General features: G+C 66.7%; 21 protein-coding genes. 14 read left to right on the top strand and 7 right to left on the bottom strand.

Going from position 1 to position 25,446, the window contains the following annotated elements:
- Window positions 1–261 precede the first annotated feature (261 nt).
- The 8 genes from ACFY1S_RS26390 (at window position 262) to ACFY1S_RS26355 (ending at window position 7,378) form a co-directional block, all read left to right on the top strand.
- Window positions 262–525: a DUF1883 domain-containing protein gene (locus tag ACFY1S_RS26390; RefSeq protein ID WP_387123177.1), complete on the top strand. Its 264-nt coding sequence runs from the start codon at window positions 262–264 to the stop codon at window positions 523–525.
- A gap of 163 nt (window positions 526–688) precedes the next feature.
- A complete protein-coding gene (locus ACFY1S_RS26385) occupies window positions 689–2,077 on the top strand; it encodes a competence protein CoiA family protein (RefSeq protein WP_387123175.1) in 1,389 nt (462 codons plus the stop codon).
- A gap of 192 nt (window positions 2,078–2,269) precedes the next feature.
- Window positions 2,270–3,157 carry a hypothetical protein gene (locus ACFY1S_RS26380; protein ID WP_387123173.1) on the top strand — a complete coding sequence of 296 codons (888 nt, stop codon included), beginning with the start codon at window positions 2,270–2,272 and terminating at the stop codon, window positions 3,155–3,157.
- Between the two features lie 1,224 nt (window positions 3,158–4,381).
- On the top strand, window positions 4,382–4,735 hold the full coding sequence (locus ACFY1S_RS26375; RefSeq protein WP_387123171.1) for a hypothetical protein: 354 nt from the start codon (window positions 4,382–4,384) through the stop codon (window positions 4,733–4,735).
- Between the two features lie 7 nt (window positions 4,736–4,742).
- Window positions 4,743–5,474 carry a hypothetical protein gene (locus ACFY1S_RS26370; protein WP_387123169.1) on the top strand — a complete coding sequence of 244 codons (732 nt, stop codon included), beginning with the start codon at window positions 4,743–4,745 and terminating at the stop codon, window positions 5,472–5,474.
- A gap of 1 nt (window position 5,475) precedes the next feature.
- The gene (locus ACFY1S_RS26365; RefSeq protein ID WP_387123167.1) at window positions 5,476–5,790 is read left to right on the top strand and encodes a type VII secretion target; all 315 of its coding nucleotides are present in this window, start codon (window positions 5,476–5,478) and stop codon (window positions 5,788–5,790) included.
- 12 nt (window positions 5,791–5,802) lie between these two features.
- Window positions 5,803–6,591, top strand: a complete 789-nt coding sequence (locus ACFY1S_RS26360) for a hypothetical protein (protein WP_387123165.1) — start codon at window positions 5,803–5,805, stop codon at window positions 6,589–6,591.
- 250 nt (window positions 6,592–6,841) lie between these two features.
- On the top strand, window positions 6,842–7,378 hold the full coding sequence (locus tag ACFY1S_RS26355; RefSeq protein ID WP_387123163.1) for a hypothetical protein: 537 nt from the start codon (window positions 6,842–6,844) through the stop codon (window positions 7,376–7,378).
- A 470-nt stretch (window positions 7,379–7,848) separates the two neighbouring features.
- Here the strand turns inward: ACFY1S_RS26355 and ACFY1S_RS26350 are convergent, their stop codons facing one another.
- From ACFY1S_RS26350 to ACFY1S_RS26330, 5 genes are all read right to left on the bottom strand, one after another.
- The gene (locus ACFY1S_RS26350; RefSeq protein WP_387123162.1) at window positions 7,849–8,262 is read right to left on the bottom strand and encodes an Imm1 family immunity protein; all 414 of its coding nucleotides are present in this window, start codon (window positions 8,260–8,262) and stop codon (window positions 7,849–7,851) included.
- Window positions 8,259–8,495 carry a DddA-like double-stranded DNA deaminase toxin gene (locus tag ACFY1S_RS26345; protein WP_387123181.1) on the bottom strand — a complete coding sequence of 79 codons (237 nt, stop codon included), beginning with the start codon at window positions 8,493–8,495 and terminating at the stop codon, window positions 8,259–8,261. The genes ACFY1S_RS26350 and ACFY1S_RS26345 overlap by 4 nt, the downstream gene beginning before the upstream one ends.
- A gap of 406 nt (window positions 8,496–8,901) precedes the next feature.
- Window positions 8,902–9,939, bottom strand: a complete 1,038-nt coding sequence (locus ACFY1S_RS26340; RefSeq protein ID WP_387123160.1) for a DUF4238 domain-containing protein — start codon at window positions 9,937–9,939, stop codon at window positions 8,902–8,904.
- A gap of 1,996 nt (window positions 9,940–11,935) precedes the next feature.
- Entirely contained in the window at window positions 11,936–12,448 is a 513-nt protein-coding gene (locus ACFY1S_RS26335) for a hypothetical protein (protein ID WP_387123158.1), read from the bottom strand.
- Complete coding sequence (locus ACFY1S_RS26330; RefSeq protein WP_387123156.1) at window positions 12,445–14,349, bottom strand: hypothetical protein; 1,905 nt, start codon at window positions 14,347–14,349, stop codon at window positions 12,445–12,447. Before ACFY1S_RS26330 ends, ACFY1S_RS26335 begins: the two co-directional genes overlap by 4 nt.
- Before the next feature lie 231 nt (window positions 14,350–14,580).
- Between ACFY1S_RS26330 and ACFY1S_RS26325 the strand changes: the two genes are divergently transcribed.
- Window positions 14,581–15,036 carry a transposase family protein gene (locus ACFY1S_RS26325; RefSeq protein ID WP_387123154.1) on the top strand — a complete coding sequence of 152 codons (456 nt, stop codon included), beginning with the start codon at window positions 14,581–14,583 and terminating at the stop codon, window positions 15,034–15,036.
- A gap of 6 nt (window positions 15,037–15,042) precedes the next feature.
- Here ACFY1S_RS26325 and ACFY1S_RS26320 read toward each other — a convergent pair whose 3' ends face one another.
- The gene (locus tag ACFY1S_RS26320; protein ID WP_387123152.1) at window positions 15,043–15,171 is read right to left on the bottom strand and encodes a hypothetical protein; all 129 of its coding nucleotides are present in this window, start codon (window positions 15,169–15,171) and stop codon (window positions 15,043–15,045) included.
- Window positions 15,172–15,240: 69 nt separating this feature from the next.
- Here ACFY1S_RS26320 and ACFY1S_RS26315 point away from each other — a divergent pair, with 69 nt between their 5' ends.
- The 5 genes from ACFY1S_RS26315 to ACFY1S_RS26295 all read left to right on the top strand — a co-directional run bounded on the left by ACFY1S_RS26315 (window position 15,241) and on the right by ACFY1S_RS26295 (window position 23,487).
- Window positions 15,241–16,353 carry an acyltransferase family protein gene (locus ACFY1S_RS26315; protein ID WP_387123150.1) on the top strand — a complete coding sequence of 371 codons (1,113 nt, stop codon included), beginning with the start codon at window positions 15,241–15,243 and terminating at the stop codon, window positions 16,351–16,353.
- Entirely contained in the window at window positions 16,350–16,958 is a 609-nt protein-coding gene (locus ACFY1S_RS26310) for an RNA polymerase sigma factor (RefSeq protein WP_387123148.1), read from the top strand. Before ACFY1S_RS26315 ends, ACFY1S_RS26310 begins: the two co-directional genes overlap by 4 nt.
- Window positions 16,955–17,737, top strand: a complete 783-nt coding sequence (locus ACFY1S_RS26305) for a hypothetical protein (RefSeq protein ID WP_387123146.1) — start codon at window positions 16,955–16,957, stop codon at window positions 17,735–17,737. Before ACFY1S_RS26310 ends, ACFY1S_RS26305 begins: the two co-directional genes overlap by 4 nt.
- Before the next feature lie 729 nt (window positions 17,738–18,466).
- Window positions 18,467–20,131, top strand: coding sequence for a glycoside hydrolase family 10 protein (locus tag ACFY1S_RS26300; RefSeq protein WP_387123144.1), 1,665 nt, complete (start codon window positions 18,467–18,469; stop codon window positions 20,129–20,131).
- A 350-nt stretch (window positions 20,132–20,481) separates the two neighbouring features.
- Window positions 20,482–23,487 carry a family 16 glycoside hydrolase gene (locus tag ACFY1S_RS26295; protein WP_387123142.1) on the top strand — a complete coding sequence of 1,002 codons (3,006 nt, stop codon included), beginning with the start codon at window positions 20,482–20,484 and terminating at the stop codon, window positions 23,485–23,487.
- Window positions 23,488–24,408: 921 nt separating this feature from the next.
- On the opposite strand, the gene ACFY1S_RS26290 is transcribed toward ACFY1S_RS26295, so the two are convergent.
- A complete protein-coding gene (locus tag ACFY1S_RS26290) occupies window positions 24,409–25,383 on the bottom strand; it encodes a helix-turn-helix domain-containing protein (RefSeq protein WP_387123140.1) in 975 nt (324 codons plus the stop codon).
- Window positions 25,384–25,446 lie beyond the last annotated feature (63 nt).

The raw sequence follows: 25,446 nt of genomic DNA, 5'->3' as shown, positions 1-25,446 counted from the left end.
CCGCATCCGCAGCGAACGACAACGACGCTGGGGCCAACCCGCCACCCGAGCAGCCTGACCCCAACACCGTCAACGTTCGTGGTCACGGCACTAGCGGTGACGATGCTCAGGTGGGGGGCGAAGACGGCGTACCACCAGTCGCCTCCGTGTGCGGCGTAGCAGCAAGTGGCAGATACCCGCGAGCGGCCCGGGTCCCGCAGCGGACAAGAGAACGCCCGGAAGTACTTTCTACGGGGCGTCATCATCCATTACACATAGTGTGTGGATCACCTCTACTGGAACCTTGGTGAGTGCGCCACGGGCGCGGTGTTCGAGATCGGGCTGCGCGGCTCGACCGCCCGGGTCTGCCTCATCGACGACGACGAGTACCAGGCGTACGTCAACGGCGACGAGTACGAGTTCTTCGGCGGCTTCTACGACATCACCCCAGTAGTCCTGGAAGTGCCCTACGACGACCACTGGTGGCTCATCGTCGACAGCTACCCCGAGCGCATCCGAGTCACGGTCAATCAGGTCTTCGACTGACCACTGGGGGACTGGCACGAGCGGTGATGTTGTCGTACCGCTCCGCCATGCTCGACGTATACGTGTTTCCGCGACCATCGGTGAGAGGTGCGCGTGGGCGAGATCCGTATGGTCACGAACGGTGGCCCGGTTGTCCGCGGCACCTTGAGACGGCGGCGGTGAGATGGCCTTCGCGGCGATACATCCCGAGGCTGGCCGCATCGACGCCACCTTGCCCGACCTCGGCTGTGACCTGACCTGGTCGGCGGTGCACAGGATTCGGCCGCGGGTGGCGTTGCGGTGTCCGGAGTGCGGGCATGGGGTCCACGCCAAGGTGTCCGCTCGCGGGCTGCGGTACTTCGCCCACGACCCCGGACGCCTCAACGACTGCGCCTGGTTGAACGAGTCCCTGGAGCATCACCTCCTCAAGCTGGAACTCGCCACCGCGGTACGGGCCGCTGATTGGCACGCCGAGATGGAGGTCCGCTCCCCGGATGGCTCATGGCGCGCCGATGTCCTCGCCTCAACGCACGACGGCACCCGACGCATCGCCTGGGAGGCCCAACTGTCGCCCATCACCAACGAGGACATCCAGGAGCGCACCGAGCGATACCGCGCCGCCGGTGTCGGCGTGTGCTGGGTCAGTCCAGCCGCGCAGGCCCCGTGGATGGGACACGTACCGTCGATCCGGGTCCGCGAACCCACGCAGGGCCGGCCCTGGACCGTCGTCGAGGGTCCGTCAGCGTTCGACTTCGAGCATGGCGCCTGGAGGGCCGTCGACGCGCTGGAGCTGACCGCCTTCGTCCGCTGGGTGTCGCGAGGGCAGCCGGTCGTGCACGAGGTCCGCCCCCGGTACCGGCGGGTGTGGTTCGCCGACGACGACATTTACCGCCGGCGGCGCCTGGTCTGGACCTCCAGCTCGCACATTGATCGCGAGACCCGGCACGAGGCCATGCGGCAGCGCCAGGAGGCACGCAAGCGCCACCGCGAAGAGCAGCAACGCCAGGCCGAGCAACAAGCCGAAGCAGAAGCCGAAGCCCGACGCCAAGACGAGCAACGGCAACGCGAGATCAGGGCAGCCGAGGAAGCCGCCAGACGAGACGAGCAGCTGCGCAGATGGGCGGCCGAAGCCGAACAGGCACGCCAGCGACGAGAGATCGAGGAGCAGCAGCGGCAGGCACAGCAACGCGCCGCCGAGCAGCAGCGGCTGCGCCAGGAGCAGGACGAGCGACTGGCTGCGGACCAATGGTGGGGGGAGTTGTCTGCCGAGCAGATCCACGAATTCCGCGAGACCGTCGCGGATCCGCTGTGGAAGACGCACGGCACCCGCCCCGAGTTCGATGCCCAAGGCCCCACCCCAGACCGCGCCTACGGCATCGCGATTCGTGTTCGCCAGCGGCTACACGGGGTACTCCGGCCCAGCCCTGCATCACTGCATCGGCTGCCCCCTGCGGTCCCGGTCTACGTGCGTAACGCCCGGGAAGCCCAACAACTCGCCGCCACCGGCGCCATCGACCCCAGCCGTGTCGTGCACTTCGATCTCCCCGACCACGAGCAGATGTCGCTGATCTAGGTCGGATTCCATTCGCCGTGCGCGCCAGGCCCCAGGCGCCCGAGACCTGGCCCGTCGCAGTGTTGGGTTCACCAGCGGCAAGAGAACCCCGTAGGCACAGCTGACCGTGGTGGTGGCGCTACGGCAGGATAGGGGTCCGGCGCATTCGTCCACACAGACGCGCCCGTCCGAGACAGGTAGTGGAGACACCGAGTGACGCTCCGAATCGTGCTGGGGCTTCCCACCGACACGCCAAAGGTCTACGCGCCGTTCAGCCCTGGGCGGGTAGCGCTACTTCGTCGCTGGCAGGCTGCTCCGGCCGCCACACACTTCAGGTGCCCCCGTCATGGCGACGTCCGGCGCAAGAGCTCGGACCTAGTTCCAGAAGTCAGCGGTTGGCGCTGCGGCTTCCAGACGCCCGACTATCCCGGCCTGACCTGCTCGTACACCGTCGACTGGGCCTACGCCGGCATGCTGGACGACGACAACGTTCGGATCATGGAGCAACTGTCCGTTGACGTGATCGAAGTGTCGTTCGACGACGACTCGGACGAACCCTTGAACGTCTTCTCAAGCTATGACCTTCTCCTGTCATTTCACGACGAGGTCGACCTTGACTGGGAAGAGGTCGCCGAGCGCAGCGAGATTGATCAACGGAGAGGTCTCGTCATCACGCAGAGCACTGTCTTGGAGGACCTCCTTGGCGACGTGATCCTGCATCTGGAGAAACCAGATGATCCCGAGACACGCCGAGACGAGATCGACCAGTGGATGATTGGCAAACGACTTCATCGTGTCGAATCGCTTCTGGCGAATCGTCCATCCCCAGAGACGAACCGCGGCTTCCCGCGGGAGGAGATGTGGGCCGTCGTGCGGCGTCGAAACGAGTTAGCACACGGGAACATCACCCGAGTCGTCGGTGAGGCCCGGTCGCGACCCGACGGACCGGGCAAAACCCAGCGAGTGGAGTGGCACCTCGTAGACCGCCGAACCCGCCGTTCCCAACTGATCACCATGGCCGGACTACGCGAGGACGTGGAGGCCGCGATCACTGCCTACGCGAATCTTCTCGACTGGGTCGTAGCCAATCCTGGCAACTAGGTCGGCTCGCCGCGACCAGCTCAAGCCGTTGCGCTCGCTCGGCGCTGCGTAGAGGCGGCCATCAGGGGTCGGATGGCCCCACGCGGTGGGCATTGAGGTGTAGGGCCGCCAGCATCGGCCTGGTGGGCGCCCACGCGGAAATAGGGCGCAGGGAACGCGTCGCGGCGATCAGCTGAAGGCTGTCGAGCGCGACGTGCCGAGCACCAACGCCACGGTAGCCAGGTCAGTACTGGCGCCCAAAGCCCGGATCTCGGCTGTCCACGTGGACTGCCCAACGTCGGCGGTTAGGTCGAGGGATTGCGGCGGTGGTGCGCAGAAGCGGGTCACAAAAGCGTCACGCAAGACCGGAAGGTGACTCCATCACCCGGATGGTCCCGGCTGGACCGGTCTCGCACTACTTCTCGGTGTCACCTGCAGCGGATGCCCGACTGCTCAATGAACAGACCCACTCCCTTGACGGGCATGTCCTTCGATGGACATGATCGTCAGGAGGAGTTGCCCTTCACCCCCTGACGAAAGGCTACGCATCGCAAGGTGAAGCGCTGTGGGTGACGGCGCGTGCGCGACTACCGTACCCGGCCGAAAGGTGAGGCGGTTCGACCTCGGCGAGACGTGCCGACCCTTGCGGTACCGCTCGAACAGGTCATGGCCGTGGTATTCCCCGATGCGATCAGTCACCAGCACCGCAGGCCGCTGATGAGCGACGGCGGCCCTTTCCGCCCCACTCCATCGCGATTGCCGCTGCCGCCTCCAGCGTGGGGTCCGCCGTGAACGGCACCCACGCCGCACGGAACTCGGAGTTCATAGCGGTAAGGTACGGCGAAGGTACGACAGGCTGTTGCCGGCAACAACAGCCCGGGGCGCATCACGCGATCCTGGTGGAGGTCTGCCGCCCGCACCGTCTCAGCGACCGTCATCCCGTCTGAAGGTCTAGAGATGTCGGTGTCGGCTGTGCGCAGGCACCCGCGGTAGCCGATCGCCTTGAGGGCGGGCAGCGAATCGCTCCCACGACCAGGGCGCGCCCATATCAAAGTGGGTCCAACTGATGGGGTTGCATGAGGTCGGTCGGGTGCGGCAGGCTGGCGTGCCACGGAGAGTGATTGGTCTGTCGCCGCTCGCGGGTGGCGGGTTGACGGTTGGACGGGGGACCAATTGGAGTCGTCTGCGTTGCCTGTTAAGGCCGGTAGGAGCCGCACTGGCTTTTTGCTGTGGTCTCTCGGGCCGGTGTTCGAGCTTCCGGTGGTCGCGCTAGCGGTCTCTTCCTTCCCTGATGTGGCCTCCGAGGCGGCATTCGGCGTGGCGGGCTCGCTGGCTGTGGTGATCTTCGCTGTGGTGCTTGTGCTGACGGCGGTTGCGCTGGCATGGGTCAGGGCGGCAGTTGGTCTTCGTCGGGTCGTGGCGGTGCTGCTCTGGATCACCTCGGGACTCCTGGCAGTGCTGATGCTCGGCTTCGGCACGGGTGGCACGTGGGTTGTCTTGGCGGTGCTTCTCGCGCACTGCGCCGTCGCGACGGCGGTCATCGGCTGGCTGCTCGCGCGAGGGCCGAGTCCTGTTCAACCGTCGAAGTTGAGGCGGTGACGGGCGCATGAGCGAGGAGATCCTTGCCCGTCTTCAGCAGATCCAGGGGCACGCGCTGAAGATTCAGGCCGCGTTGCAGTCCCAGCCCCAGCCTGGTGAGGGACGTGCATCCGATCCGCGTGGTTGCGTCGCTGTGGTGGTTGACCCGGATGGTCTGCCTTCGCGAATTGACGTGTGGACCGGTTGGCAGCGGCATGTTGCCGCCGAGGAGCTGGGCTCCTTGGTGGTGCGTCTCTATGGGGAGGTGGCTGCTCAGGCGATGCAGGCGTGGTCTGAGTCCTTTGACCTGGACGCGTGGCGGTCTCGCGCTGAAGCGGCACGAGCGGACGGGCAGGAGGACGCAGGGCTACCGCCGTTAGCGCAGGCGCCGGCGTTCGGTAGTCCACGCGACCTGTTGACGCTGACCGAGGAAGCACTCAAGGCGCTGAAGGCGACGCGGGACCAGGCCGCCGCGCCGCCCGTGACGGCGACGGGTTGGGACGGTGAGCGCGCTGTCTCGATCACCCTGACCCCCGGCGGGTTGCAGGGCTGCACCATCAATCCCCGGTGGGCACTAAGGCACGGCGCTTCGGCTATCAACGCGGCTCTGAGGGAGGCGTTGAGAGAGGCCCGTGCGGCGATCGAGGAACACGCCGCGCGCCGCAGAGCACAGGCCCAAGGCCTCGATGACCTGGCGCGTGAGGCACTGGCCACGCTCGCCCGATTCCAAGCCGTGCACAACTCACCCGAGGAGGGTTGACATGCCGCCGCCGAGCCGTCAACAGGTCACCGTCGCCACCGATGCTCTGCGCACCGAGGCCGCGGAGTGGGACCGGCAGAGCGCGGCGATGGCGGCAATCGTGCCGACGGTCGCCGGGATGGAACTGGGGCGCGTTGAGGCTGGCTTGTTCCAACTGATCGTCTCGCCGTACAACGAGATCGTTCACCACGTGAGCCAGCGCTGCCAGGAGGGCGAGGCGGCGATGACGGAGGTGGCTACCACGCTACGGAAGGTCGCCGACACCTACGACGAGGAAGACCGCAGCAACGAGCACAAGCTCCGGAACCTCTACTGATGAGGGCATGACGTGGACTTCAGTAAGGCACAGTTCGAGGGGTTGCTCACCGACATCAGCGCAGGCTTGGACGACCTGAGCATGCGCCTTGACCAGATCGGACCAGCCGCTACCGCCGCCGCCAACCATTGGTACATCCCACCGGGCGTCGCCGATTCGATCCTGTGGCTGGGCAGGGAGACCGTCGCGGTCGGCAGGCAAGCCCTCGACTTCCTCATCGACCTCATGAAGGGCGCCACCGCCCCGATCTTCATGTTCAAGGACGCCTGGGACTGGATGGACGTGCGGGGCTCCGCTTCCGGTGTCGCCAGCGCCCTGACGGAACAACACCTCGTGGTCGACAACTCCGACTGGTCAGGCGCAGCACGCGACGCCTACGTCAGCAGCGTGGCCAGCCACACCGAGGCGGCATCCAGGATCACGGCGATCGCGGCCAGCACCTCAGGCCACCTCCTCGCCTGCGCGGCAGCCGGCGCCGCCTTCTACACCACCCTGGCGGTTGTCCTAGCGAAGCTCATCGTCGCCGCGATCGCGGCGATAGCTGCCTTCGGGTCCGCCGTCTTCTCGTGGGCCGGCGCCGCCATCGTCATCGAAGAGGCCGGCGTCAACACCGCGATCGTCGCCACCGCGATCACCACTCTGTCCGCCTTCCTCGCCGCGCAGGCAACTAGCATGGTCAACCTGCACGGCGAGGCAGTGGACAGCCGATCCTTCCCGGGCGGCAAGTGGCCTTCGCCCAACTCATTCACCTACAGCGACGCCAGCGTGAAGGACGGGGACGCCGACTGGTCTCTCGCGTAAGACGTAACCGGGTGAAGGCATTGGCCGGGTGCCGGCCGGTGACCAGCCGATAAGGCTGATGCTGCGGAGTTGGTGTCGCAAGCTTTTCGCACGCCATGACGAAGCCGGCCTCGATGGATTCAGGTACGGATGGCCTGCCTGATAGGCCCACCTCACCACCCACCCGAATGCGTCTGGGCCGGGTCCCGATGGCACTGCCGACACCAACACCGAGCCCGGGGCTGCCTGGCGAGGCGCGGGGGAGAGAACGATGACCAGCCGAATCTCTCACCACGAACTGTTGTTCCGACCCGACTACCGATTCCTTACCGTGCGCGATGAGGAATGCGACGCTGCAGAGGGCAGCCAAGAGGCACTAGCCCGGTCGTACGAGAGCGGCGCTGCGGCGACAGAGTACGAGGTGTACGTGACCGCCGCTCAGGACCTTCTCAAGGTACGAGCCTGCCTGGAGGTGTGGGAGGGCCCGCCCGGCCCGACAACCGGGTTCGACGACATCTCGGCCTTCACACTGACATGCCCCAGTGGCACGCTGCAGATGTCCGACGGCAGCGGCACCTCCATCGGAGGCATCGACCTCCCGACCGGACCCGGTCAATACGCCACGCAGGTGCAGATCCGCGGTCGGGCCGAGGCCCTCGCGGCGCTGCGGCGTCTGAATGAACCAATGACGGCGTCACCGGCTTCGGCATGGACGACCCTGTTTGCGCCCTACGACGGCATCGAGGAATACCTGATTCGCGTCTGGTTCACCGAGCCATTGCCTGACGATGACGACGAGGCCCATTAAGACAGGTTCTGATCGACTGAAGGCCCCAGGCTGCTGAAGCCGTTCAAGGGGCGTGCGCGCCAGAGGCCTGCGGTCCTGATGCTGGCCGCCTCGGCGAATATGACAGTCACGGTCCCTTCGGCCGGTGCCGGAGGCGCCGACACCTCTCGCTGGCGTCCGGGCCCTGCCTGGACGTGCGGATCTCAGCTCCGTCGGCCACCAGGCCAGGCATTCCCCGAACCCCTAGGTAGACCGACCCGTTCCGATCTTAAGGCGGCGCGGGTCCCTGGCTGCTGGGCGCCAGGGAATGCTGGATACGAAAGTCTCAACGGCGCTTGCCGTCATCACTACCCGATCAGCTCACCTATTACCGAGTAAGGGACGGAGAATCGCGTGAGGTGTTCCGGGTGAGCGGCTCCGGGGTCACCCTCCCCTGCGAGCCACGCCTTACCTCGGCTGCGGCACTTGCCGTGAGCCGTCCACGCTCGAAGCTATTCGACAGTTTCCCAGGCCAGCGCGGGGGGTCGTTGCCCTCCGCTGGTGAGGAACTGTTGTGCCGCTTGCCGGGCGGTCGCGTTGGTGACGCGGGTGCGTTCGGGCCAGGCGTCGGTGGGCGTGCCGGCGTAGTCGAAGGTGAATGCGGGCCCGTGTTCGAGGTCTGGCTGGTATCCCCAAGCGCTACTGCCGTCGGCAGCGACATGATAGACGAACGACCGATCGGGGTGCCCGACGCAGACGTCGAGCATCACAGGAAACTCGGCTCCGCCTGGGGCGACGAGAGTGACGCAGTAGGGCATCCACGTGGTGTGGGCGTGGCTGATCGCGTCCAGTGTGGCGTCGAGATCGGCGACGGTGCTGACCGACGCGGCGCCGTCGCCGCGTCCCCAGGTGATCTCGATGCTCATCGCCGGACCCCTTCTCCTGTTCGGACGTACAACCTATGAAGCCATGTCCGGTCGCCGTCGGTGAGGAGCACTGTCAGGCGTGTTCCTTGCGGCAGGATCGTGGCGAGGATCTTTTCGTAGACCAGGGGTCTGACCGGATCGTCGCAGGGGGTGTGATTGAGCACGAGCGTGGCCTCCGCTGGGCTGCCTGGACGGCCCAGCATGGCGGCGGCCTGAGCCTCGGCGTGGTCCATCACGATGGCCTGAGCCAGCGGCGGTTTGAGTCCCACCCCCAGCGGCGGGAAGCCTGCCAACCCGGGTCTGCCGGCTGCGCAGCCGGCCCTCTGGCTCCGCAGAGGAGTCAGGATCGCGCATGATCGCCTTGGCTGTCAGTTTGATCGACGCAGTGTCGGCCGGCCAGGTCGTCCTTAGCGGCGTCGGCGGCGCAGATCAGCAGGACGACGAGGGCGGCCAGCAGTCTTCGGACAGGCGGCTGCGAAAGCGGCCAGGTCGTCCCGGATCTGGGTCTGCCACACCGCAGGCCCGGCGTACGCGTCCTGCACCCCGCTGCCGATACCGCAGCCGCCCGAACAGCCCGCAGATGTGCCCGTACCGGCGCTCGCCGGCAACGCCTCTTGGCGAGAAACCCCTCTCGTGGCGCTACTTCCGCTTCGGCTTCCGCCGCCGCGCGGTCGTTCGGTTCTTGAGAGGCTTGTTGGCCCCATCGGGCAGTATCACGCCTGGCGGAGCGGCCACTTCGAAGAGCGCACTGTCGGCCAACTGCTCGGTATCGATATCCGGCTGCTCTGGGTGGAGAAAGATATTTTGGTATGCATTGTGGGCGGCGTATGCGTTTACTATTCGCGCGGTCGAGATTGACGCCGAGAACCGCGCCGAAACCGGCTGTGGCTCCCGGGTCAGTATCAGCAGAATAGATGGGTTGAGCGGGAACCAGACTTCGTCGGCGTCAAGCAGCCCGTAGCCCCGAATCGGGCTGGGGTTGCTCTTGTAGAGCATGACCGGCTCATCGCAGGTGACGAGGACGGGCTCATCGAAGACGCCGAGGTACCAATGCCGGCGCATGAGGTGCGGGAAGATTTTGTGCGCCAACTTGCCCATCATGCGGACATGTTCGTTAGGGTCCGGAACGAATTCGTAATCATCCAGGTTCGCGACGAGTTCTTCCATCTGAGCGATATGCTCTGGACTAGCATGCCCGAGCCGCTCCTCAAGCAACCTCTTGATAGCGTCGCTACCGAGCCCCGAGTACTGGAGTTTCACGTAAAAGTCGGCCTGGGTCTCGATCTCTCTGCGCCGACGCTTGCCCCGCACCTTCTGAAAGGCAAGGAAGGTGGCAATCTCGTACTTGTCGTCGGGAGGCGGCGGAAACTGGCCGAAGGTCGGGTGGTTGATCCTGCCGATCGCGGCGGAGGCGCCGGCTTCGATGACCCCCAGCACCTGCTCCATGTGACCGGCCGGATCCCCGTTAAGATCGATATAGGTGTAAAAATCGGTCTCCGCACTGGCCGTCTTGGGTACTGTCCGATATCTGCGCCCACCCGGCTTCTCGACAACGTCGATATGACCGTCGGCGTCTGCCCAGTATTCGAGGTAGAAGCGAGGCACGGTGTGGTGCCGAGCGCCCACGAAGTGGTTCGGGTCGCCGGGGAAGGGCCACTCGTCGGCGAGGTTCGCCATCTCCTCGTCAACTCCAGTCCAGCGCGATCTGAATTGGCGGTACCAGAGGAACCGCTTTGAGTCACCCAAAGGTCGACAACGTCCGAGGATGCCCTCGACGGGTGTCCCGGGCAACTCGTTTGAGCCAGCGGACACCCTACCCCGGGCTCCGCCGACACCTACGCGAGCTCTGTGTGGTTCGCGCGCGGGCCGGTGCTCTGCGGAGCACGACGTCTGACAGAGGTGCCAGAAGCGTTGAGCAGACGGAGCAGCGTTCCGCCTCGGCGGGCAGTCCGAGCTGTTGAACGCGGCCGGCGAGGCGCTTGCTGGTTTAAGGTCTTCCGGGGCGCTGGGTGGGAGACAACCACGCTCCGCGTTGATCATCGTCCGGTGCCGTGCGCGCATGCGCTCGGGCAACATCGACGAGTTGGAGTACGAGCTTGTCCAGCGCAGTTCTATTGAGCTGAAGCCCTACGCCGGGCGTCGTTCCCAGCCGAACTAACCATCCACCGGGCCGACGCGCTGGCATGGACGCCGGCCGCGTTTCGAAACATGGTCTGCACCTGTCCGTTTACGACTTGTCCGCAGACTGAGCGGATCAGGCCCGAGTCCCGATGGGCCGGGCGGAACTCGCACCCGCGTTTACCCACCGAGGCGACGGCTTGTCCGTCGGCGAGTCGTCGCTGGCATCCCCGTCGTCGTGGTGCGCAAATAGCGCTGCCTACGATGCGAAACAGGTGAATGGAACGTCGAGGTTTCGCGCTTGGCGCCATGAAGATAGCTGGACGATTCCGCAGCGGCACACCGCTAGACTACTTGCAGAGCGTCACGACACCGAGCTTTACCGTGCCTTTGCAGCCAAGGCGAGTTGCACCGTAACCTATGAGCATGTGCACCCCAGAATGGTGCACATATGGTTCGTACATGTGTTCGAATCCCCCCTCGGACACGAAATGATTTGCCCACGGTGTGCACTGAGATCCATTTCAGCGTGCACCGTTTGCGTTTCGGTCTGGTAGGTGAGTCGCAGTCCGAGTTGCCAGTAGACCTCGGCTTTGTCGTCGGGGTCGGCGTCGCGCAGCACGGTGGCAATGTCGCCGAGCGCTCGGACTAGGTCAGCGATCTGGGAGCGCCTCATCCGGCGTGGCTGCGTCCTCTGGGTCGCTTGAAGATCAGCTTCGGCTCGTGTCCGTTCGGCTGGTTCGATCCCGGTATCGCCCACCATGAATATGCGCAGTTAGGAGAAGCCCGTTACCGGAACCACCGGTAACGGGCTTCTCCGCTGTTGCCCCTTAAATTGGGAGCAGGCAGCTCCTTGCGTACCGACGCCAAGCCGAAATGGCATCGGCCGGCTCATGTCACCCTCTGAAGTCGAGTACCAAGCACGGCTGGTGCCGCGCGGAAACAGCTCAGATGCTCAGGACCGACGTGCCCGGGGGCCTAGGACCAGTCCGGTGCGCAGGCGTGCTGGAGCGGCAGCTTCGCCAGGACGTCGATGTGGACACAGTGGCGTATTGCACTCTGAGCTGTGGCTGTGAGCTCGCCGTAGCCTTCGAGGAAACTCGTACGTAGATCCGGTCGCAGCGGCCAAATCCGGGTGGCGAGTCGTATGAGTTGGAGGGCGGCAAGGTCGCAGCGGCTGCGCTCGGTGTCGATCAGCCGGACGGTTCCGTCATCGCCGTAGACCGTGGATGTGAGGCATGAGGTTCAGGTGGCACGGCACGGCCGGCAGGGTGCGAAGGTCCGCAGGCCTCGCTGGAGGGCACCTTCACCGTCGACAGCGCGCGCCGGAAGAACCGCCGGACCGCGTCAGCATCACAGCAGCCGCGACCAGCACGTCAATGACCTGCCCGTACTGGCCGACCGCCCGGTACACGTACCGCCACACCCGGCTGGCCTTGCCTGTCTTTTCGATCGTGCACCAGGCGGCGACCGCGGAACAGGGCGAGCAGCACGGCGCCGAGCGCGAGCACCACGACACCAGTACCGGAGAGTGCGCGGCGGGAGCGCGCCAGATTCAGCCTTCGGCGACGCGGCCGCTGCGGCGAGCCAGTAGGCCGGGCAGGAACCTGGCCGGGTTCAATTTGTGGAGCGGACCGCTCCCGCTGTGGCGTGAGGGGTTGGCGGACGGCTCCGCTGCGGGCGAAGCGGCTGCACCGTCCTGGGAGCCCGGCACATCTTCGCTGCGGATCTCAAGGTCCAGGTTCAGCCGCCTGGTCTCCTCGTCCAACGCGGTCAGAAAGTCCTCAGTTTCCTGCTGGCTCATGTGGCGCAGTCGGTTGCTGACGCGCTCCACGCTGGCCGCAAACTCATACCGCTCCTTGTCAGTCATGTGCCAGGACAGCATCGCCCGCTCGGACGCCGTCGGCTCTCCGCGATATGCGACAACGGCGTTGTACGGCAGCGACTTCAGCAGCACGTTGCCAACACCCGACTTCTCGTCCAGGTCCAGGATCAGGTCGTCTGGATCTCCGGAGTCAAGGCCAAATGGGGTCGTCGGCGCTTCCGCTCCCTGGTGCGCGTCGGTCATCGGAACATCCTCGCCGTGGTGTTCTTGGCCGTCAGGAGTTGGAGGTAATGGGTCAACTCGTCCTTGAGTCGCCAGCGTAGATACATCGCGTTCATGATCGCGGCGAGGCCGACGAACAACACGCCCACGTTGACGGAAAGGTGACCGAGCAATGGATCCAGCACCGGAGGGCCAACTTCCCTGATCATCTGCTCGGGGGCCTCCCTGACGTACAGGATGGCGGCGGCGACTGAGGTCAGGCCGGTGATGAGCAGGCCGACGAAAGTTGTCAGCGAGGACCGCTGAAGTTTTTCCATCGAGTATCCGACGAAGCTGGCGGCGACTGGGGAGATCGCCAGGAGGAAGGCCAGGACATCCCCGGACACGTCCCCTTCGTTGCTGGGAACGACGAATGCGAGCATAGTGATCACGAACGCGGACAGGGTGGCCAGCCAACGCGTGAGCCCGAGTGCTCCAGGGGGGACCTCGTCGAAGATGATCTGCATGACCAGATCCTTCGGCTTGCAGGTGTCGAAGCGCCGCGTGTACAGGTGCGCGTACGGCAGGGCCTGATGGTGACGAACCCGTAGGTAGGCCAGATTACTCATCTTCTTGATCTCGTCCTGGTGAATGGTGCTGCCCGTCTTCGCGGACTGGACGTAATGCGCCTTCACGTAGCTGTTAGGCCCGGCGTTCATTCGAAAGTGATAGCTGTTGGTGGTGAATGGCAGGTTGAGCGGGATGACGAATGAATTCGGTTGCAGGCCGTATTTGACGCGACGCCGACGTCCGCGGGTGTCCACGCGGCCGTACACCGGGATCGTCTTCGTGTACCGGAGGACCCATTTGTAGCCCGTCGGTGGGGGCGCCTCAGCGACGATGACGTAGTTGCGTACCAGGAAAGCACAGATTCGCCGCAGCTTCGTCAACTGCTTTTCGTCGGCGTTCTCCCGTACCGATGCCACCGCCCGGTCGAAGTACGTGTGGGCGTCCGCGAGGCGTACGCGACCCTGCCGGAAAACGAGCCGCAGCAACGCGTAGAGCACCGAACGGTGGTTTTGGCCGAAGGTCTTCTCGAACTCGGCCTGCAGAACGTGCGCCACCACGCCCCGCGCATCTTCCTGGGACAGGAACGGTAGAGCGCTGCCTCCACCGTCAGAGGTATCCACGTTGTCCATCATGGTGCCCTTTGTGGCGGTGATCATGGGCACGAGGATGAAGGTCGGCTCCGCGCCGTTCTGACTACTGGTCCTCGTCAACACCGCCGTCGGCGCGCCGCTGCCACCGGCGTTGTTGTCGGAATCAATCCCTTCCGTTGACCTCGACGACGGGTGGGCGGAACTCATCATGGTTGTGGCGACGGACTGCCGTTGGGTCGGGATCGCAGGCTCGCCCGCCTGGCGTCTCAATTCGGACAGGTCGTCCAGTGAACTGGTGTACGTCGTCGACACGGTGACACGAAGGCATTCCCCAACCGGCTCAACTTCGTCAGTCACTCGTACCTGGTAACGGCCGGGCTCCACCAGCATCTGCCCGAACAGCCGGATCGACGAACTCGGGTACTTCTTGCTGACCCGGACCATCGCCTCGATGATCTCCCGGTCGGCCGTCCTCCGGTCCCCCGGATCGATCGTCGGCTTGCCCGGGGCCTCCTGGAAGCGCTGCTGCGTCCTCCAGTGACGCTTTGCCGCCCGTCGTGCCCGCCAAACGAGAACCAGCGCGAGCACCATCGCGCCGATCCGTGCCGCCGATTCGCCAAGCCACACTGGACGGTCCGGCGTGGATGGCATCAGCCATCCGGCGAGCCCGTCCACGACGGCTACGGCAACCAGGAGTGCCGCCAGGATCAGGTAGGTAACTGATGCTATCGCCGGTCTGGAACCCCCCACCGGACCAACCCCTTCCGCAACCAGCAGCGGCATCGAAGCTATCGTTTCGTCGGGTAGCGATAGCCTCGCGGAAGGTGAGACAGATCACATCCTCCGGACGGGTGTATTGAAACCAAACTATGGGGCACCCCCGGCCGTAGCTGATGCGACCCACCTCGCCGAGCTGCGCGCGAGCCGGCGCTGGCCGTGGTGGCCAGAGCCGGCTGACGCTTTCGACCCGAGGACGTTCCGGCGCGCCTTTACCTGGATTCGAGGCGGCCCAGGGTGCTCTCGACCGGTGCTGGCCAGGTGGAGTCCTTTGAGGCCGAGGGCGTCCCGCAGGTAGGCCCACGTGAGCCGCTGGAGGGCATTGGGGCTGTGTTTGTGCGGTCTGTGGCCGGAAGGGCCGGTCGACCGCCGCGAGTCAGGCTTGAGACACGACCTCATCGTCAACGCAGTCGCCTAGGTTCTGGCTTTCGGGGTGCGTCTCGGCGGTGTCCGCATTGTCATCGGCGGTGTGCGCGGTATGACGCGGGTGTTCGTCGTCGGTGGCAGGCGTTGGACGTGGGTGTGGTGCGGGCGGTGATCGAGGCGCAGGCGCCTCGGGTGTCGTGTCCGGAGCATCGGGTGGTCGTTGCGGCGGTGCCGTGGGCGCGTCGTGGGGCGGGGCATACGCGGGCGTTCGATCAGATGGTGGCGCGGTTGGCGGTGCATACCGCGAGGTTGCGGTGTCGCAGTTGATGCGGATCAGTTGGCGGGGGTCAGGGCCAGGAGTTCGGCGTCGTCCTGGGCGGTCACGCCTGCCTGTCGCAGCGAGGCCGCGTTCTGGTTCGCGATGCCGGCCCGGCTTCGGCAGAGGAGGGTGACGGTGATCACCTGTAGCACTTGACGGAGTGCTGCACATGTCTGTCCTGGATGCGCCCGTATCCAGGACAGGAGCCGTGTATGACGACCGCGATGCTCGACCGCGCGCCGACGCCGCCGCCCGTCAGCAGCCCTCGCGGGCGGGCGCCACGGTTGTACGTGCTGGACGGGTTGCGGCTGATCTGTGCTCTTGCGGTGGCCGGATACCACTTCGGCGACTCATGGAGGTTGGACGGGGTACGCCTGCCGACATACTTCCTGCCGGACGCGGCGCCGGTGCTGATCTATGGCTTCCTCGGAGTCGAGACGTTCTTTCTGATCAGCGGATTTGTGATCCTCATGAGCGGCTGGGGGCGCACCGTTCGCGAGTTCGCTGCCTCCCGCGCCGCGCGACTCTATCCGGCGTTCTGGGTGTGTGTGGTGACCACGACAGCCGTAACGGCAGTGCTGCCGATCAGTGGCGGGCTGCCTTTCCCGCCTCCGCCGGACGGGTGGGGCGTGCTGGTCAACCTGACCATGTTGGCGGAGCCCCTCAACACGCCGCTTGTCGACACCGTGTACTGGACCCTCTGGATCGAGTTCCGGTTCTATCTGATCGCGGCGTGCATTTTTGCGGCCAAGCTGACCGACCGGGGAGTAAAGATATTCGGTGCCGTGTGGCTGGCCGTCGCCGTGATCATTCCCGTTTTCCGGGGTGCCGCCCTGGACGAGGCCGTGATGTCCAATTTCGCGCCGTACTTCATCGCCGGAATTACCCTCTTCCTGCTTCGCCGCAACCCATCCGATCGATGGCTGTGGGTGCTGTTACTCGCCACGTGGCTGGTCAGCCTGCAGCGCGTGTACGGGCGGACCCTGGAGTTGCAGCCCGGCTTCGAGGTGCCCGTCTGGCCGGCACCGGTACTGCTCACCGGGGTGTACCTTTTGATGCTCATCATCGCGCTCGGCTACACCGACCGGGTAAAAATGCGCTGGCTGGCCACCGCAGGTGCACTCAGCTACCCCTTCTACCTTTTGCACCCCCGCATTGGATACAGCGTGATCCGCAACGTGTACGAGAAAACCGGACTCCCCGCGTCGATACTGATCGGCGGCACCGTGCTTGGGCTGCTCGCGGCATCCTGGCTTGTCCATCGCTTCGTCGAGCGCCCACTCGCACCCTTGATCCGCGGCTTCGTATTGGGCCGAGGACAATGACCGTCGAACGCAACGCGCCGAACACCAGGAAGAGTGTGGATCCAACGACGGCGGATGCCGAATCCGCCTTCCGTGAGCTGTTCGAGGCCACCTATGACGATTTGCTGCTCTTCGTCGAACGCCGTGCACACCTCGCCGTTGCCGAAGACGTGGTCGCCGAAACGTTCTTGATAGCGTGGCGCCGCTTGGACGAAGTACCGAAATCACTCGGCGAGGCCCGCGCCTGGCTGTTCACCGTCGCCCGCAATGTTCTGCACAATCGGCAGCGCAGCGACCAGCGGCAGCAGAGCCTCGCGCTTCGCGTCCTACGGGAACCGAATGCTCCGAGCAGCGCCGAGGCCGACCTCGCGGCTACCCGCATCGACCTGGTGAAGGCTTGGCAGCGCCTGTCATCCGCCGATCAGGAAGTGCTGACGCTGACCGCGATCGAAGACCTCACCGGGCCGCAGGCAGCACACGTACTGGGCATTTCCCGGCCCGCGTTCAGTCTGCGCCTGCTGCGCGCCCGCCGCCGCCTGCGTCAGCATCTTGGTCAGCAGCCGAATAGCGAACCCACAAACGTCCCTGCACCGGCAGGCCCTTCACGACGCGGAGGCTCCGCATGACCGACGACGATGTCCTCGACCAGACAATCCGCTCTGCCGCAGTCCCGGTGCCCGCACGCGTCGGGCAGGAACCCGCGCGAGAATTGCTCGAGCGGATCGTCGCCACTGATCGGCGACCACGCCCAACACCAGCGCGCACACCGCACCGTCGGCCTCGCCTGGCGATCGCCGGCGCGGCCGGAGCGCTCGCCGCCGCTGTCGCCTTCACCCTGACACTTGTCAACGCTGGTGCCGCATTTGCGTCGTGGACGCCCGAGCCGAGTCCGATCTCGGATACCGAGGCACGCGACCTCACCAGCAAATGCCTGCCTGCCCAGGACGCGAGCGTCGCAAGGGTGGTCATCGGTGAGAAGCGCGGCGAGTACGCATACCTTAACGCCGTGTCGCCGGCTGGAAGCCAGACGTGCTTCCGCGATCGCAACGGAGACGTGACGAATACCAGCATCCTTACCGTGCTGACCAGCACCGAGCGGCTCGGCGCCGGGGGTGTCGAACTGTACTCGTGGGGTCAAATCCGCACCGACGAAGGTTACGTCCGGATCATGGCGGGACACGTTGGCTCACAGGTGACGAGTGTGGAGATCACCGTGCGGACCGAGGATGGCGATTCGTCACCGACGGCGCGGGCAACCCTTCGCGACGGTTACTTCGGCGCCTGGTACCCCGAGGACCCCGATGAGGCGAGCAGCAACACCACCACACTGACCGTCCGCCTCGCAGACGGCAGCGCGGTGAACCTGTCCGCCAAAAAACTGTACGAACAACCGAAGCTGGACTGAGAGGGTGGTTCGGCAGGCCCCGCCCTCCGACAGTGGCCGGGACACCATTCTTTCGCGTCGCCGGAGCCGCCTACCGCCCGCCGGGAGGCCGGCTGGCGGCATGCCCTCGCACCGTCGCCGGTCAGCGGCCCTGCAGGCGCTTGACGTCGTCGACGAACAGCGCCCCGATCCACCAGGTGGCGCGGTTCAGCAGGGCGAACGCGGCCGCGTAACCGAGGGCGAAACCCTGACCGACTTAGAGGTGGATGAAGAACCCGACGACCCGGCCCGTCGGGATTGTCGGTGGACGAGGGCCCCGAGCACCAACGGAATGTCGAGCCGGGTGAGGCCGGCCAGTTGCGCGGTGATCATCACCGCGGTGAGCGCACGGTGGCCACCAACCCGAACGAAGCCCATCCGGCCCAGTCCCTCTCGGCGGTGGTTGACGTCGCGGGCGTTCTCAGTCGGTACGGCCGCTTCGGCGGCGCAAGCGCGACGACAGTGGCCGCCCGGTTTATCGCCATAAGCAACCGGACCGATCACGCTGGCCTCCTCACCGAGATACGTGGAACGCCGTCACCATCACCCTCGGCGACCGCTTTCCACCAGCCGCTGAAACCTGGTGCCCGCGTGACACTGCCCGGACGGGGCGAAACGGAGGGGCGAGCTGGCGTCGCGCGGGCCTTAGCTGACCGTTAAGTAACGGGCCGCCTGGTTCACCCGGTGAGCCACACTCGGCAGACTGTGACAATGCCCGCCGCCGAGCCGTCCGCTCCCACCACCCACCGTCGTCGTACCCAGGCTCTCGTCGCGGTGGTCGTCGCGCTCGCTGTGGCGCTTGGGGTGGGCGCATGGTCGCTGCGGCACCGGGTTGTCGGCGACGGCGGCGCACCGAAGACCGGGGACGTCGCCGCGTTCGGCGCGGCCACCGACGCCGCAGGCGGTCCGCCCAGCTGCGCCGGCCGGCCAGCCCGGGCGCCCCGCGAGCTGCGGGGCATGTGGATCACGACGGTGAACAACATTGACTGGCCGAGCCGGCGCGGGCTGCCGGCCGAGACGGTGCGGGCGGAGTTCCGGGGCTGGCTGGACCTGGCCGTGCGGCACAACCACAACGCGGTCTTCGTGCACGTACGGCCCAGCGGGGACGCGCTCTGGCCGTCCAGCTACGCACCGTGGTCGGAGTGGCTGACCGGGCACCGCGACGGCCGCGACCCGGGTTGGGACCCGATGGAGTTCATGGTCGCCGAGGCGCACGCCCGCAACCTGGAGTTCCACGCCTGGTTCAACCCCTACCGGGGCGGCCAACCGGCCACGGTGGGCGGCCCCGGACCGAGGCTGGACCAGCTCGCGCCGGCCCACCCGTTACGGCACCACCGCGACTGGGTGGTGACCTACCCCAGCGCCGACCGGCCCGGCAGCCGCCTCTACTTCAATCCGGGCATCCCGGAGGCGCGCACGTTCGTCGAGGACTCGATGCTGGAGGCGGTCCAGCGGTACGACGTCGACGGGGTGCACTTCGACGACTTCTTCTACCCCTACCCGGAGGCCGGGCAGGACTTCCCGGACGACGCGACGTTCGCCCGGTACGGCCGGCGCTTCGCGGACAAGCACGCCTGGCGGCGGGACAACGTGAACACGCTGGTCCGGGAGATGAGCGAGCGGATCAAGGCGATCAAACCGTGGGTGAGGTTCGGCATCAGCCCGTTCGGCATCTGGCGCAACGAGCGCACGGATCCCGCCGGCTCCGCGACCGCCGGCCTGCAGAGCTACGACGACATCTACGCCGACACGCGGCTGTGGGTGCGGAAACAGTGGCTGGACTACGTCGTGCCACAGCTCTACTGGCACGTCGGGTTCGCCAAGGCCGACTACGCCAAGCTGCTGCCGTGGTGGGTCGACACCGTGCGGGGCACCAGGGTGCAGCTCTACATCGGTCAGGCCGACTACCGGGTGGGTGAGCGCGGCGCCTGGCGCGACCCGGCCGAACTGGACCGGCAGTTGGCCCTCAACCGCCGAAACGGCGTGCACGGAAGCGTGCACTTCAGTGCCAAGCAGGTCCGCGCCGACAAACTCGGGGCGGTCAGCCGCTACAGCCGCGCGCACTACGCCGGCCCGGCGCTGGTGCCCACGATGGCGCAGCTCCCGGCGGCGCCGCCCGCCGCACCGACGCTCACCGACGCCCGGCGTGCGGACGCCGGCGGGGTGGCGCTGACCTGGCGCGGCGACGGCGCCACCAGCTACGCCGTCTACAGGGTGGACGGCGACGAGGCCCGGCTCGTCGGCACCGCCCGAGGAACCGGCTGGATCGATCGCACCGCCCCGACCGACCGTCCCCTCTCCTATTGCGTGTCCGGGCTGGATCGCAGCGGGAACGAGGGCCGACTCGGCACTCCGATCTCCGTCGCCGTGCCCTGAGGGATACCTACGACAAGGTGCCGACCGCCAGCCGGCGAGGCGTCCTTCGTCGGCGCCCCGCGCCGGTCGGTAGTCACCGCGCCACCGTGGTAGCGGCGTTTCGTTGGTCTCGCGCTGTCTTTGCCTCCGCTCCGCGACGCCGCCACATGCCCCGCTCGCGCTGCCCCAGATGCCACCAAAGTGATGGGTCAACAGGGGCCACTTTCATCCGAAAATCTAAAAGTTCAGCTTGGTCGATCCAAAGTGATAGCGTCTGCGATCGATCTTTTGTGTTCCGAGACCGTACTGGCCCGTCCAGGGAGGAGAAAGCGCCTCCTATCTCGGCCAGGACCCACCCACCGGGAGGAACCATGCCCGCACCGAACCGATGGCGCCGTCGCCGTCGCGGCAGTCTCGTGGCCGCAGGTGCCGCTGTCGCGGCCCTGCTCCTTGCGGTCCCCATCACCCCAGCCGGGGCCGCACCCATCACCGCCGATGTCCCGCCGCAGGAACCCGGCGTCACCCTGCGCTCGTACGACATGGGAGCTCCGCTGTCGGCGCTGTGCGACCTCAAGCCGGCACAGACACCGAACGTCGACAAGCTCATGCCGCAGGTCAGCTGGACCACCACCGACGAGTTCGGCCTCTCCGACCGGTTCATCAGCCACGTCATCGCCAACCTCGCCGCGCCCGTCGACGGCGAGTACACCTTCCGGCTCACCAGCGACGACGGGTCACGGCTGACGATCGGCGATCAGCGTGTCGTCGACCACGACGGGCTGCACGGCGAAACCTCCAAGGAAGGGTCAACCACCCTCAGCGCCGGCCTGCACCCATTGCGCATCGAGTTCTTCGATAACGGCGGCGGCCAGGTCCTGCGGCTCGAGTGGCGCCGCCCGGGTGCGACCAGCTTCGAGCTGGTACCGAACTCCGCGTTGAGCACCGACGCCGACGTCGTACGCGTCACCGCCCCGGGATGGAAGTACTGCGAGGGGGCCACCGACTCGGCCGGCGACGGCCTGCCGCTCGACCGGGTGCACCCGGGCTACACCCTCACCGACCTGCGCCCCGAAGGGCTTCAGCCGCAGGTCACCGGTATGGCGTTCCGGCCCGACGGCGACCTGATCATGTCCACCTGGGGCGGCACCGACAACGCGACTGGCGAGATCTACGTTGTCGAGGGCGTCACCGGACAGACCAGCCCCGAGCAGGTGGCCTACCGTAAGTTCGCGGAGGGGCTGCGCGAGCCCCAAGGCGTCGCGGTTGTCGGCGGCACCGTCTACGTCAGCCAGAAGCACGAGCTGACAGCCCTGCGCGACACCGACGGCGACGGCCTCGCAGACGACCGCCGCACGGTCGCCACCTGGCCATGGGGCGGCAACTTCCATGAGTTCGCGTTCGGCCTGCTCTACCGGGACGGGTACTTCTACCTCAACCTCTCGGTGGCCATCGACCTGGGCGGCGCCACCACCGTGCCCCAGCCGGCGCCGAACCGCGGAACCTCGATCAAGGTGGACGCCAGGACCGGCGAGATCACGTATGTCGCAGGAGGGCTGCGCACTCCCAACGGGATCGGGTGGGGCCCCCGCGGGGAGGTCCTCGTCACCGACAACCAGGGCGGCTGGCTGCCCGCGTCCAAGCTGGTCCAGATCCAGCAGGGGGCGTTCTACAACCACTACACGACGCCCGCGGGTCCGTTCGACGACAAGGCCGTGACGCGTCCCATCGTCTGGATCCCGCAGAACGAGATCGGCAACTCGCCGTCGACTCCGGTGCTGCTGAAGCAGGGGCCGTACGCGGGGCAACTGGTCGTCGGCGACGTGACCTACGGCGGCCTGCAGCGCGTGTTCCTCGAGAAGATCGAGGGGCAGTACCAGGGCGCGGTGTTCCGGCACACGCAGGGCCTGGAGGCCGGCGTCAACGAGGTCACCCTCGGCCCCGACGGCGCGCTCTACACCGGTGGCCTGGGCGCCGGCGGCAACTGGGGCCAGGAGGGCAAGCTCTCCTACGGCCTGCAGAAGCTCACGCCCAACGGCACCTCGGTCTTCGAGGTCAAACAGATGCGCGCGTCGCGTGTCGGGTTCGAGCTGGAGTACACCGAGCCGCTGTCGGCCGAGACCGCGCAGGAACTCGCCGACGCGTACCAGGTGACGCAGTGGCGCTACGGCGCGACGAGCCAGTACGGCGGTCCGAAGCTCGAGCTGGAGACGCTCAAGGTGGCCAAGGCCGAGTTGTCGACCGACGGCCGCACCGTCAAGCTCAAGATCCCGGGCCTGAAGGAGAACCGCGTGGTGCACGTGCGCTCCCCGCGTCCGTTCTCGTCCGCCGACGGCGAGGAGCTGTGGAACACTGAGGCCTGGTACACGCTCAACGAGATTCCGGGCCGGGTGGTGCAGCCGCAGACCTTCTTCGAGGCCGAGGAGGGCCGTACGGCCGGCGTCGGCATGGCGACCGACCACGCCGCCTACTCCGGTGCCGGCTTCGCCGCCGGTTTCGCCCAGGACGGCTCGTCGACCAGGATCTCTGCCGATGTCCGCGAGGCCGGGACATACGACCTGGTGATGCGCTACAGCAACGGCCCGAATCCGTACTCCGGCGAGAAGCAGCTGAGCCTCTACGTCAACGGTGAACGGGTCGAGCAGACGGTCTTCCCCTCCACCGTGACCTGGGAAGAGTGGGGCACCGTCACCACCACCGCGCGCTTGAACAAGGGTCGCAACGTGGTCGAGTACCGCAAGGAGGCAGCGGACTCCGGGCACCTGAACCTGGACGTGCTCGCCGTCCGGCCACACGGCAAACGCATCACGCTGTTCAACGGCGGCGAGCTCACCGAGTGGCAGCACACCGACGGGCGCGAACCCTCGTGGTCCGTCGCCGACGGCGCCATGACGGTGCGTAACGGGGACCTGCGCACGGTGGAGGCATTCGGTGACTTCCGGCTGCACGTGGAGTTCAACCTACCGCTGTATCCGCCGGACGTGACCGGCCAGGCGCGCGCCAACAGTGGGGTGTACCTGCAGGACCGCTACGAGATCCAGGTGCTGGACTCCTTTGGCATCGACGTGCCGCAGAAGAACGACGCCGCGGCCATCTACACCCAGAGGGCCCCCGACGTGAACGCGGCGCTGCCGCCGCAGACCTGGCAGACGTACGACATCGTCTATCGGCAGGCCCGCTACGACGCATCCGGGCAGAAGGTCGCCAACCCTCGCGTGACCGTGGTGTGGAACGGCGTCAAGGTGCACGACGACGTCGAGATCCTCAGCCCGACTGGCGGCAGCCGGCCGGAGGGCCCGGCGACGGGTGCCATCCGACTGCAGGACCACGGCAATCCGGTCCAGTACCGCAACATCTGGATCGAGCCGCTGGACCGGTAGTTTCGCCAGTGGTCAGAACGCGGATGGCCGGGTACCGGTACGCCGGCCCGGCCATCCGCGGCACAGCCTCTGCCTACTCCACGAAGACATCCGCGCCCATCGACAGACCGAGACCTCGATCCCGTCGACAGATGCCCTCTGAGCCGCCGGAACTCCGAATTCATCAGGTACGGCTGGAGTACTCGAGCGTGGGCGTCGCGTCGGGGGCTGTCTCGCTGACATGCCGGTCATTCGGACAGCGGCAGTGACGCCGGCACCACCGCAACTTGCGTACGAGCCGCCCTGCAAGAGGTCGCCGCTGCCTTGGCGGCGCTCACCAATGAACCGCACCCTCTGAAATCCCTGCAATTCGGCGTGTAAGGCGAGGCGGACGGCGTGCGCGTGGTCGAGGTGGACACTGCGGCGGTGCACTCATTTGCCGCGAGGCGCGCGCTGACAGGACGAGTATGGGCAGGATTGGCTACGAGTCCTGAGCGAGAAAACACCCGTGCCGGCCGTCGGTGGAGATGAACGCGAACGCCACCGGTGCGGCGCCGAGGTTGAGGTAAAACTGGCTTCCAGTTCGTCTCGAGGCGCAGTAGGGGCCGCCACGGCCCGCTCGTGGGCCAGTCGTGCTCGTTGAGCATCAGCGCCGTCCCGCCGATCTTGTCCTGGCCCAGTGCCTGAAAGTTGCGGTCCCGTTCGTCTGGCGGCAGCGCCATGTAGGCGTCGTGCGGCAGGTGCTCGGGGTCCTCACGGGGATCAGCTCGACGGTGTACTCCGCTGGCGACCCATCGCGGTGGTAGAGCGTTGGGCCGCTGGTCAGTGGGCTGGTCGGCCCGTCGAAGAGGCCGCCGGGCTGGATGATGACGGCGTTCTCGCCACCGTCGGGGAAGATGACGTCCGGCGCGTAGGGTGAGAGAACGTCGGTGACACTCGCCTTCAGGAAGCCCGCGGCTGGGCCTTGCGCGACCTGGCGAACCGGGCCGGCGACTCGCCGTACCGCTTGCGGTACGCGCGGATGAAATGGCTGCTGTCCGCGAAGTGCCATCGTGCGGCCACCTCGGAGACCGAGCAGGCGCCGAGCGGCGCGGTCAGGTCCTGCCGGGCCCGCTCGATCCGCCGGCGCCGGATGCGGGCCGCCACCGACTCGTCGGCCGTGGCGAACGCCCGGTGCAACGCGCGCACCGACACCCGGAGTTCGCGCGCCACCATCGACGGCGACAGATCGGGGTCGCCGAGGCGCTCGTCGATGATCTGGTGGGCGGCCCGGACCAGCGGGGCCGACAGCCGCGGCTCGGCGTCGTCGAACTCCCGCCGCATCGCGCCGCGGACCAGTTCCAGCATCGCGTCCCGGGCCGCCCACACGCCGCCCGGCCCCAGTTCCAGCACCGTCTCGCCGAGCAGGTCGGCGTACGCCGTGACCAGGCGCATCTCGGGCGAGCCGGCCGACCCGACGATCCCCCGGTCGCCGAACCCGGGACCGAGCGCCGAGCTGGGCAGGATCAGCACCCTGGCCGAGGTGCCCGGCTGCACGTCGAACATCGTCGGCGCCCCGTTGCGCCGGGCGATGTAGGAGCCGGCCGGAACGGTCACCTCCGTCCCGCGGTCGCCGGGACCGTTGAACCACCAGCTGCCCGTGAACACCACGTGGAGCAGCACCCGGGCACCGGAGTCGCCGGCGCCCAGCGTGCGGCCGGTCAGTGACTCACTGTGGACATCGGCGATCACCACGTCCTCGGCGGTGACGGCCCGTGCTCTGATCCGAAAGTCCCCGGACGTTCCGACGTCGAAACCCGGCAACGGCATCGGCCCGCCGGTCTGCGCGTCCCAGTGACGCCGGAACACCTGGTATCCGTCCCGCTCCTGCGACGCCGAGGTGACGTCGGTCCGGAACGTCCGCACCGGCACGCTCATCTCCTCTGCCTCGATTGTCGGGCGCTGAAGTACCAGAAACGGGGCGCTGAGGTCCAAGTGTTG

The organism is Micromonospora sp. NPDC000663 (assembly GCF_042898105.1).
In the GTDB taxonomy this organism is placed as follows: Bacteria; Actinomycetota; Actinomycetes; order Mycobacteriales; family Micromonosporaceae; genus Micromonospora.
This window is presented reverse-complemented; position numbering and strand designations above follow the sequence as displayed.

Bases quoted from the DNA above. Each gene is read 5' to 3' on its own strand.
- ACFY1S_RS26385 (WP_387123175.1), top strand. From the start codon at position 689: ATGGCCTTCGCGGCGATACATCCCGAGGCTGGCCGCATCGACGCCACC.
- ACFY1S_RS26370 (WP_387123169.1), top strand. From the start codon at position 4,743: ATGAGCGAGGAGATCCTTGCCCGTCTTCAGCAGATCCAGGGGCACGCG.
- ACFY1S_RS26365 (WP_387123167.1), top strand. From the start codon at position 5,476: ATGCCGCCGCCGAGCCGTCAACAGGTCACCGTCGCCACCGATGCTCTG.
- ACFY1S_RS26355 (WP_387123163.1), top strand. From the start codon at position 6,842: ATGACCAGCCGAATCTCTCACCACGAACTGTTGTTCCGACCCGACTAC.
- ACFY1S_RS26350 (WP_387123162.1), bottom strand. From the start codon at position 8,262: ATGAGCATCGAGATCACCTGGGGACGCGGCGACGGCGCCGCGTCGGTC.
- ACFY1S_RS26345 (WP_387123181.1), bottom strand. From the start codon at position 8,495: ATGGACCACGCCGAGGCTCAGGCCGCCGCCATGCTGGGCCGTCCAGGC.
- ACFY1S_RS26340 (WP_387123160.1), bottom strand. From the start codon at position 9,939: ATGGCGAACCTCGCCGACGAGTGGCCCTTCCCCGGCGACCCGAACCAC.
- ACFY1S_RS26335 (WP_387123158.1), bottom strand. From the start codon at position 12,448: ATGACCGACGCGCACCAGGGAGCGGAAGCGCCGACGACCCCATTTGGC.
- ACFY1S_RS26330 (WP_387123156.1), bottom strand. From the start codon at position 14,349: ATGCCGCTGCTGGTTGCGGAAGGGGTTGGTCCGGTGGGGGGTTCCAGA.
- ACFY1S_RS26315 (WP_387123150.1), top strand. From the start codon at position 15,241: ATGACGACCGCGATGCTCGACCGCGCGCCGACGCCGCCGCCCGTCAGC.
- ACFY1S_RS26310 (WP_387123148.1), top strand. From the start codon at position 16,350: ATGACCGTCGAACGCAACGCGCCGAACACCAGGAAGAGTGTGGATCCA.
- ACFY1S_RS26305 (WP_387123146.1), top strand. From the start codon at position 16,955: ATGACCGACGACGATGTCCTCGACCAGACAATCCGCTCTGCCGCAGTC.
- ACFY1S_RS26300 (WP_387123144.1), top strand. From the start codon at position 18,467: ATGCCCGCCGCCGAGCCGTCCGCTCCCACCACCCACCGTCGTCGTACC.
- ACFY1S_RS26295 (WP_387123142.1), top strand. From the start codon at position 20,482: ATGCCCGCACCGAACCGATGGCGCCGTCGCCGTCGCGGCAGTCTCGTG.
- ACFY1S_RS26290 (WP_387123140.1), bottom strand. From the start codon at position 25,383: ATGAGCGTGCCGGTGCGGACGTTCCGGACCGACGTCACCTCGGCGTCG.